Annotated in this window: 7 protein-coding genes; 6 read left to right on the top strand and 1 reads right to left on the bottom strand. The window is 61.5% G+C overall.

The genetic code is table 11. From position 1 onward, the window contains the following. Positions 1-406 precede the first annotated feature (406 nt). A complete protein-coding gene (locus HMPREF0178_RS13295; protein WP_009368562.1) occupies positions 407-2,347 on the bottom strand; it encodes a sigma-54-dependent Fis family transcriptional regulator in 1,941 nt (646 codons plus the stop codon). 353 nt (positions 2,348-2,700) lie between these two features. Here HMPREF0178_RS13295 and HMPREF0178_RS13290 point away from each other — a divergent pair, with 353 nt between their 5' ends. The 6 genes from HMPREF0178_RS13290 to HMPREF0178_RS13260 all read left to right on the top strand — a co-directional run bounded on the left by HMPREF0178_RS13290 (position 2,701) and on the right by HMPREF0178_RS13260 (position 8,233). After that, positions 2,701-3,213 (top strand): tripartite tricarboxylate transporter TctB family protein, encoded by a 513-nt coding sequence (locus HMPREF0178_RS13290; protein ID WP_009368561.1) that lies wholly within the window; start codon positions 2,701-2,703, stop codon positions 3,211-3,213. Between the two features lie 21 nt (positions 3,214-3,234). Then, positions 3,235-4,743: a tripartite tricarboxylate transporter permease gene (locus tag HMPREF0178_RS13285; protein WP_009368560.1), complete on the top strand. Its 1,509-nt coding sequence runs from the start codon at positions 3,235-3,237 to the stop codon at positions 4,741-4,743. A 239-nt stretch (positions 4,744-4,982) separates the two neighbouring features. Beyond that, positions 4,983-5,960: a tripartite tricarboxylate transporter substrate binding protein gene (locus HMPREF0178_RS13280; RefSeq protein WP_009368559.1), complete on the top strand. Its 978-nt coding sequence runs from the start codon at positions 4,983-4,985 to the stop codon at positions 5,958-5,960. A gap of 202 nt (positions 5,961-6,162) precedes the next feature. Then, positions 6,163-6,543: a RidA family protein gene (locus HMPREF0178_RS13275; RefSeq protein ID WP_005024715.1), complete on the top strand. Its 381-nt coding sequence runs from the start codon at positions 6,163-6,165 to the stop codon at positions 6,541-6,543. 287 nt (positions 6,544-6,830) lie between these two features. Beyond that, the gene (locus HMPREF0178_RS13265; protein ID WP_009368558.1) at positions 6,831-7,943 is read left to right on the top strand and encodes an FAD-binding oxidoreductase; all 1,113 of its coding nucleotides are present in this window, start codon (positions 6,831-6,833) and stop codon (positions 7,941-7,943) included. Between the two features lie 14 nt (positions 7,944-7,957). After that, positions 7,958-8,233, top strand: coding sequence for a (2Fe-2S)-binding protein (locus HMPREF0178_RS13260; RefSeq protein WP_009368557.1), 276 nt, complete (start codon positions 7,958-7,960; stop codon positions 8,231-8,233). Positions 8,234-8,276 lie beyond the last annotated feature (43 nt).

Raw genomic sequence — 8,276 nt, 5'->3', positions numbered from 1 at the left:
AAAACCCCCTCTCCCTCCTCTTCAAAGACTTTCAACTGGTGGGGAGGCCGCGCGAAGGGAGTTCGTTCCGATGCGAGTCCGAAAGAACAAGTTTCTGCGGGTAGACTGGGACAACGCTTTTCCCCATGCCCGCTGATGACCCTGCAATGCGAGTCCTCGGAGGTGGGGCCTCCGAAAAGCTCACATTGCAGGGTCAAGGGGCACCTTGCTGATATGTCTAGGGAAGTATGTTCCATTCTCGAGAGTGCACTGCTCCCGGGAGTGCTGTGACCAAGGATTCGATAAGTATAAAAGTCCTTGGAAAGAAAGGGATGGGAGCCGCGCCGACGGGTTTGGGGGGGAAACGTGGGGGCGCTCCTCCCTTTCTTCAGAAAAGTTTCCCCTCCCCCCAGTATTTCTCCAGCGTTTATTCTTCCAGACCGTACTTGCTCATCTTCCGGTACAGTGTGGGGCGGCTGACGCCGAGGGCAAAGGCCGTCTGACTGATGTTCCCGCCAAAACGGACGAGGGCGGCGGCGATGGCCTGCCGCTCGATGTCCTCAAGCGTCGCCTGCGCCGGGGCGGGCGCGGCGGGCCTGCGGTTCTCCATGAGATCCGCAATCCCAAAATGCTCGGGCAACAACGCGCCGCCTTCCGCCAGATGCACCGCCCGCTCCACGGCGCTCTCCAACTGCCGGATATTGCCGGGCCACGGGTAACGGCGGATCGCCTCCGCTGTCTCCTGAGGCAGGGGAACCGGATGCCGGTTCAGACGCAGCTCGTGCCGACGGATGAAGTGCTCCGCCAGCGGGAGGATATCCTCGGCGCGCTCGCGGAGCGGAGGCACGAGGATGCTCAAGGTGCTGATCCGGTAATAGAGATCCGCCCGGAACTGGTGCTGCGCAATGGCCTGCTTGAGATCCTTGTTGGTCGCGGAGATGATGCGGAGGTCCACGGGTACGGTGCGCAAACCGCCCACGCGCTGGATTTCTCCCGACTGGAGCACGCGCAACAGCTTGACCTGCATGTCGAAAGGCATATCCCCGATTTCGTCGAGGAACAGCGTGCCCGTGTCCGCAAGCTCGAACTTGCCGGGCCGCCCGCCCTTCTGCGCTCCCGTGAACGCGCCTTCCTCATAGCCGAACAACTCGCTCTCCAAAAGCTCTTTGGGAATGGCCCCGCAGTTGATCGCCACAAAAGGCCGGTTCCGGCGGGGGCCGTCGTTATGGATAGCCTGCGCGAACAGCTCCTTGCCCGTTCCCGTCTCGCCGGAAAGCAGGACCGGGGCCGTGCTTCCAGCCGCGATGTGGGCAAGGTGCAGAGCCGAGCGCAGGCTCTCGCTCGCCCCGAGGATGGACTCGAAGGTGAAATGCGCGTGCGCTCCGGTCATCTCCACCGCCATGCGCATCATTTCCTTTTTTTCCATGACGGTGAACAAACCGCCCACCAGCTCGCCGCTGTTCATGCGGATGGGGTCGAGGGACGCGAAATGCGTCGTCCCGCTGCGCCGGGCAAGGATTTCGCGTGCCCGGAACCCCTTACCTTCCTTGAGATATGCCGTGATGTTATAGCTCTCACCCACGCTCTCCTCAAAGGACTTGCCCTCGCAGCCGGGCGAAAGCTTCAGCAGCTTGCGGGCCGTGCTGTTGGCCTCCACGATGCGACCGGTCTGATCCACGGTGACGATGCCGCGGGAATCGGATTCCACCAGCGCGCGCATGTACTGGTTCTTAATCGCCAGCTCGCGGATGCGTTCGCGTTCGCGCAACTGCGAAGTGACGGTTTCCGCCGCCTGCCGCACAAGCCCGAGCGTGTGGATGTGCATCATGTCGGAACCGCCGCTCAGGGAAATGGCACCGAGCACGCGGCCCCCATCCAGCGAAAAAACCGGCGCGCCCGCATTGCTGATCTTGCGGGCCTGCGCGGAGTACATCCGGTCGCCGGGCAGGAACACGGGGACGCGCTCCTCAAGCGACAGGCCGATGGCGCATGTCCCGATGTCACGCTCCGTCCAGCGGTAGCCGGGGATGCAGCGCCGCCGCTTGAAATGCTCCACGAGATCGGAATCCCCAACGACATACAATACATAGCCCTCTGAATCCGCGAGGGCCATACAGAACCCCGTATCCCGCAGCAGGCGGTACAGGGAATCGATCTGCTCTTTCGCCAGCGTATAAAAAACGCGCTGCCCGTTGATGCGCTCGCGCAGCTGCTCATCAGAGAGGCGGGTGGATTCGGGAGCGCCATCAAGGTGGGGGTCCACGCCGTAACGGGCGGACCGCTCCAGCGAGCGCCGGATAATATCTTCCTGATCCGGCACGCTTTGCCGGATAGTCTGCGCGGAAGGAGAAGGCAACGTGGTCAACATGGAATAGCCTTTGTAATAAAACATTACAATGTAATGATACGTTACATTATTTTACCTAAAAAGACGAAAACCGCTGATAGTTCTTCACTCAAGAGGTATCTTTTTATACCACAACGGACTACATATGTCACGTATCGTTACAATTCCATATCATCCGTTTTTCCGCCTTTATTAGGTAATCATCTTATTTTTATTATAAAAATAAGATTGTAACGTTCTGGCACAATACCTGCTTAGAAGGACACGGGCACAACAGCAGCCCGGCGCGGACACCCCCCTCCGCGCGGCAATTGCAAAGAGCGGAATGTTTATCGGATTACGTCGAAAACCTTTTGGATTCTGGGGAGAACCACATGGGCAGGCTTTTAAGACGGAATATCTGGATCGAAGCGGGCATCAGCCTCTTCCTCATGCTCTTCTTCATCTATTTCTATTGCCACATCGATCAGTGGGTCATCGAAACCCTGCCCTCGACCATCAGCCCCGCCTTTTTCCCATCCGTCGTCACTCTCGTCCTCATCATCATGAGCGCGCTGCTCACGGGGTTCTGCCTCCGGTCCGTACGCCACATGCTCGCGGGCAAGGTCGACGAGGAACGCCTTGAACTTCAGGAAGGCGGAGAGGAGGCCGGACGCTTCGCCGCCCTCGCCGGCTACGTCGGCATCCTGTTCCTCTACCTCATCGGCCTCCACTTCCTCGGCTTCGTCTACTCAACGCCGATCGTCATGTTTCTCGTGTCCCTGATGCTCGGACTGCGCCACTGGCTCATCGGCATCGTCTGCTACGTGCTGTTCACGCTCCTACTCAATTACGTGGCGTTCAACTTCATGCAGATCATCCTTCCTACCGGCGTCCTGTTCGGCTAGGCCAACCACGGGAGAGGCAACATGTTCGCGGACATCTGTACAGGGCTCATTTCCATCCTCACTCCGGAAACCATCGGGGCCGTGGCCCTCGGCATCTTCACGGGGCTCATGTTCGGGGCCATCCCCGGCATTTCGGGCATCATGGCCATTTCCATCCTCCTGCCGCTGACCTTCTACGTCAGCCCGCTGGTGGGCATACCCATGCTGCTCGGCATCTATAAGGCCAGCATGTTCGGCGGCTCCATCACCGCCGTCCTCCTCAACACCCCAGGCGCGCCGCCAGCCGTCTGCACCGCTATGGACGGCTACCCCCTCACCAAGCAGGGCAAAGCGGGCAAAGGCCTCAACGCGGCGCTGGTCGGCTCGGTGTTCGGCGACACATTCAGCAACATCCTGCTCATCTGCGTGGCCGCCCCCCTGTCCTATCTCACCCTCAAAGTCGGCCCCGTCGAGCAGTGCAGCCTTATCCTGCTGGCCCTGACCGTAGTGGGCAGCATTTCGGGCTCCTCCATCCTCAAGGGCATCCTCTGTGCGGGCGTGGGCATCCTCCTCGCCACCGTGGGCGTCTCCGGCACCACCGGGGCCATGCGCTTCACCTTCGAAAACGAAAACCTCATGTCGGGCATCGCCCTCATCCCGATGGTCATCGGCCTGCTCTGCCTGCCCGAAGTCATCCATCAGGCCTGTTCCGGCATCCGCAAGACCTTTGAACAGCAGTTCGATCTTTCCGGCGAAAACGGCCGCCTCTCGTGGCAGGAAATCAAGAGCCGCATCCCGGTCCTGCTCCGTTCGTCCATCATCGGCTCGGTCATCGGCGCCATGCCCGGCCTCGGGGCTTCCCCCGCCGCCTACATGGCCTACTCCGAAGCCCAGCGCACCTCGAAGCATCCCGAACAGTTCGGCAAAGGCGCCATCGAAGGCGTCATGGCTCCCGAAGCCGCCAACAACGCCGTGACCGGTTCTGCCATGATCCCGCTCCTGACCCTCGGCATCCCCGGCGACGACGTGACCGCCGTGCTCATGGGCGCGTTCCTCATCCAGGGCATCACCCCCGGACCCAACATTTTCTTTGAAAACACCACCGTCGTCTACGGCATCTTCGGCTCGCTCATTATGTGCGACATCCTGCTCTACGTCATCGCCAAGCTCGGTTTCAGGGCATGGGTCCGCATCACGCAGCTCCCGAAGCACATCATCTTCTCCACCGTGACCATCTTCGCCTTTGTCGGCACCTACTCCATCAACCAGAGCCTGTTCGACATCCTCTGCCTCATACTGTTCGGCATCCTCGGCTACGGGATGCGCCGGTTCCAGTTCCCGGCCGGGCCAATGATCATCGGCTTCATCCTCGGGCCTCTGCTGGAGTCCGCCTTTGATCAGACCATGACCCTTTCCGACGGCAGTTTCATGATCTTCCTGACGCATCCGTTCTCGGTCGTGCTTCTTCTGCTCACCGTCGCCGCCGTCTTCAGCATCGCCCGCGCACGTCTGCGCCGCTCGAAGATCGCCCAGCTTGCGCAGGAAGGATAGGAAAAGATGAAATTTGGGGGAGGCCACGCGACAGGAGTTCGTTCCGACAGAAGAAAAAGAGCAAATAGAGAGAATAAAGAGGGGTTATGGACGCCCCGTGAGAACGCATTTCGGAGACCAACAAAACGTGAAGACGCGACGCGGGACCGCCATCCTAGGGTAAACGGCGGGCGGGAATGCGGCGCAAGGATATAGGGGGCAGGAGCCCCTGCAAACCTCCAACCCAAGGGGAGAACCTTATGTTTAAGACCCTCCGCACAGCTCTTTTCGGTATGGGCGCGTTCCTGCTCGCCGGCGGCCTTCTGGCGGTCCCGGCTCAGGCTTCCGACTATCCGAGCAAGCCCATCCAGCTCGTGAGCCCTTACGGCGCGGGCGGCGACTCCGACCTGACGGCCCGCGTGTGGGCTGAATTCGCCAAAAAGAAACTGGGGCAGCCCGTGGTTGTGGTGAACAAAACCGGAGGCGGCGGCCTGACCGGCAGCCTCTTCGCGGCCAAGGCCAAGCCCGACGGCTACACGTTGTTCCTCGCGCAGGCCGGGCCGAACATCATCATCCCGCTGACCGCCAAGGGCGCAAACTACAGCTTCGACAGCTTCGACTACATCGCCCGCATCATGGTCGCCAACTGCGCCGTGGTCGTGAACAAGGACGCTCCGTGGAACAACCTCAAGGAATTTGAAGCCGCCGCCAAGAAGGAACCCGGCAAGCTCGTGTTCGCCAGCCCCGCCGCCACCTCATGGCTGACCTTCGCCATGCGCAACTGGTTCACCGGCACCGGCGTTCAGGTGAAGCAGGTCGAATACAAGAGCGGCGGCGAAGCGGCCACCGCCGTTCTCGGCGGCCATGCCGACATGACCTTCCTCTTCCCCCAGAACTACGCGCCCATGGCTTCCGCCGACAAGCTCAAGATCCTCGCCATCGGCACCAAGAGCGACGTGTACCCCAACGCTCCCACTTTCGCGGAGCAGGGCTATGAGGGCAACTATTACGGCTGGGCAGGCATCGCGGCTCCCAAGGGCACGCCCAAGGAAATCCTCGACAGGCTCGCGGCCATTTCCGAAGAAATCGTCAAGGACCCCGAATATATCAAGGCCATCAAGAACATGAACGCGACGCCCGACTACTCCACCGGCGAAGCGTGGATGAAGCAGCTCAAGGAACAGTACGCCGAAATGAACAAGGTCCTCACCGACCTCGGCCTGACCGGCAACAAGTAACACGCGGAACTCCGGGGGAAGGTTTTCCTTTCCCCGGCGGGGGGCCGCCCCTCTTCCGGCGGCCTTCCTTTCCGCCCTGCCTCGGGGTCCTCCGCCTCCCCCTTTGGGGACTTCGGGACAGGACGCAAAGGAAGCCATTCCTGAACCCACGACTCAACAGGCCATATCCTCAAAAACCTATACGAAAACCAAGGAGCAGACCATGTCCATCAAACGCTACGGCACCCCCACCAAGCCCGGCGCCCTTCCCTTCTCCAAAGCCGCCGGAGCGGACGGCTGGCTCTTCGTCAGCGGACAGGTCCCCCGCGACGCCGACGGCGAAATCGTCACCGGCAACATCACCGTGCAGGCCCGCGTCACCCTCGAAAACCTCAAGAAGGTGCTCGAATCCGCCGGGTATTCCCTTGAAGACGTCGTCCGCGTCAACGTGTTCCTCGACGATCCCCGCGACTTCGCAGGATTCAACAAGGTCTACGCCCAGTTCTTCACCGCCGAGCACGCCCCCGCCCGCGTCTGCGTACAGGCCATGATGATGAGCGACCTCCGAGTCGAAGTCGACTGCGTTGCCTACAAAAAAGACTAAAAAAAGAGATATGAGACTTGAGGGGGAAAGGAGAACCTTTCTGAAGAAAGGTTGCTCCCTCCTCAAACCCCACCCCTCCCTCTCCCAAGACTTTCGTAATGGGGACGGGGATTATTTGAAAAACACAGAGCGGGTACGTCAGGCTTTCACCAAGAAGGCGCCTGACGCCCACAGGACGGCGGACGGCGCGGCGCAGCCGTGGCGTTCGACGCTCTGAGGGGGTCCGGGGGGAATCATTCCCCCCGGGCAGGTCCGGGCGGCAGCCCGGCCGCCGGAGGCATTCTCCCATGAGCACGACAGAACAAGATATCATCATCGTAGGCGGGGGCATATCGGGCGCCGCGCTGGCATACGGGCTTTCCGGCAAGGGCCGGAAAGTGACCGTGCTGGACGCGCCGACCGATACCAATAAGGCGTCGCGGACCAACGTAGGGCTGATCTGGTGCCAGTCGAAATTCCTGCACCTGCCCGAGTACGCGAAGTGGGGCTTCGTCTCCTCGCGGCTGTACCCGGCGCTGACCAAAGAACTTGAGGAAATCTCCGGACATGCGATCCCGGTGAACTACACCGGCGGCATCATCCCTGTCCTGAGCGAAGAGGACTACCAGAAACGCGGCGACTACATCGAAAAGCTGCGCGAGGCCCTCGGCGAATACAAGGGCAACATGATCGACCGCGCCGAGCTTGAGAAGAAACTGCCCAAGATCGGCTGGGGCCCTGAAGTCTGCGGCGCTGCATGGTGCGAAGAGGACGGCGTGGTCGATCCCCTGTCCCTGCTGCGTGCCTTCCGGGCGGCATTGCCCCGCGTCGGCGTGGACTACCGCCAGACGCTGGTGTTCGACGTGCAGCCCCACGCGGGCGGCTACCGCGTCACCACAAAGGAAGGGACCTTCGACTGCCAGAAGCTCGTGCTCGCCGCCGGGCTGTCCAACCGCCGCTTCGTCCAGTTCGCCATGCCCACCCTGCCCGTCTACGCGGACAAGGGGCAGGTGCTGCTCGTCGAGCGTATGCCCTTCGTCATGCCCATCCCGGTGCTCGGCGTCACCCAGACCTTCGGCGGCACGACCATCATCGGCTTCCGCCACGAGAAGGCCGGGCACCACACGCAGGTCGTGCCCTCCGCCGTGGCTTCCGAAGGCAAATGGGCCATCCGCGTCTGGCCCGAACTCGGCAAGAAGCGCCTCATCCGCGCATGGGCCGGACTGCGCGTCATGCCCGACGACAGCATGGCGATCTACAGCCGCCTGCCGGGGCATCCCAACGTCACCCTCGTCAATACCCACAGCGCCGTGACCATGGCCGCGGCCCATACCCGCCTGCTCCCCGATTTCATCCTCGGCGGCGAACTGCCCGAAACCGCGCAGGGCATGACCCTCAAACGCTTCGGCTATTCGTGCTGAACAAGGACTACGCCATGCAAAACGCATCTACCGTTCATATCACCTTCGACGGGCAGCCGATGGAAGTCCCCGCCGGGATCAGCGTCGCCACCGCCGTGCTCGGGCACGCCCACGCCGGGCACACCTGCAAGCATCCCGTGGACGGCAGCGCCCGCGCTCCTTACTGCCTCATGGGCGTGTGCTTCGAATGCCTCATGGAAATCGACGGCGAACCGGACGTCCAGTCCTGCCTCGTCACCGTGCGGGAAGGCATGGTTGTGAGACGTCAACTTCCCGGGGAGGCCGAATAATGGACAGAAACATGGATCTCATCGTCATCGGAGCCGGCCCCGC

Origin of the sequence: Bilophila sp. 4_1_30 (genome assembly GCF_000224655.1) — a bacterium.
Lineage (GTDB): Bacteria > Desulfobacterota > Desulfovibrionia > Desulfovibrionales > Desulfovibrionaceae > Bilophila > Bilophila wadsworthia.
Note: the sequence above shows the minus strand (reverse complement) of the source record. Positions and strands in the feature narration are given on the sequence as shown.

Coding starts and splice junctions, on each gene's coding strand:
- HMPREF0178_RS13285 (WP_009368560.1), top strand. CDS start 3,235: ATGTTCGCGGACATCTGTACAGGGCTCATTTCCATCCTCACTCCGGAA.
- HMPREF0178_RS13265 (WP_009368558.1), top strand. CDS start 6,831: ATGAGCACGACAGAACAAGATATCATCATCGTAGGCGGGGGCATATCG.
- HMPREF0178_RS13260 (WP_009368557.1), top strand. CDS start 7,958: ATGCAAAACGCATCTACCGTTCATATCACCTTCGACGGGCAGCCGATG.
- HMPREF0178_RS13290 (WP_009368561.1), top strand. CDS start 2,701: ATGGGCAGGCTTTTAAGACGGAATATCTGGATCGAAGCGGGCATCAGC.
- HMPREF0178_RS13295 (WP_009368562.1), bottom strand. CDS start 2,347: ATGTTGACCACGTTGCCTTCTCCTTCCGCGCAGACTATCCGGCAAAGC.
- HMPREF0178_RS13280 (WP_009368559.1), top strand. CDS start 4,983: ATGTTTAAGACCCTCCGCACAGCTCTTTTCGGTATGGGCGCGTTCCTG.
- HMPREF0178_RS13275 (WP_005024715.1), top strand. CDS start 6,163: ATGTCCATCAAACGCTACGGCACCCCCACCAAGCCCGGCGCCCTTCCC.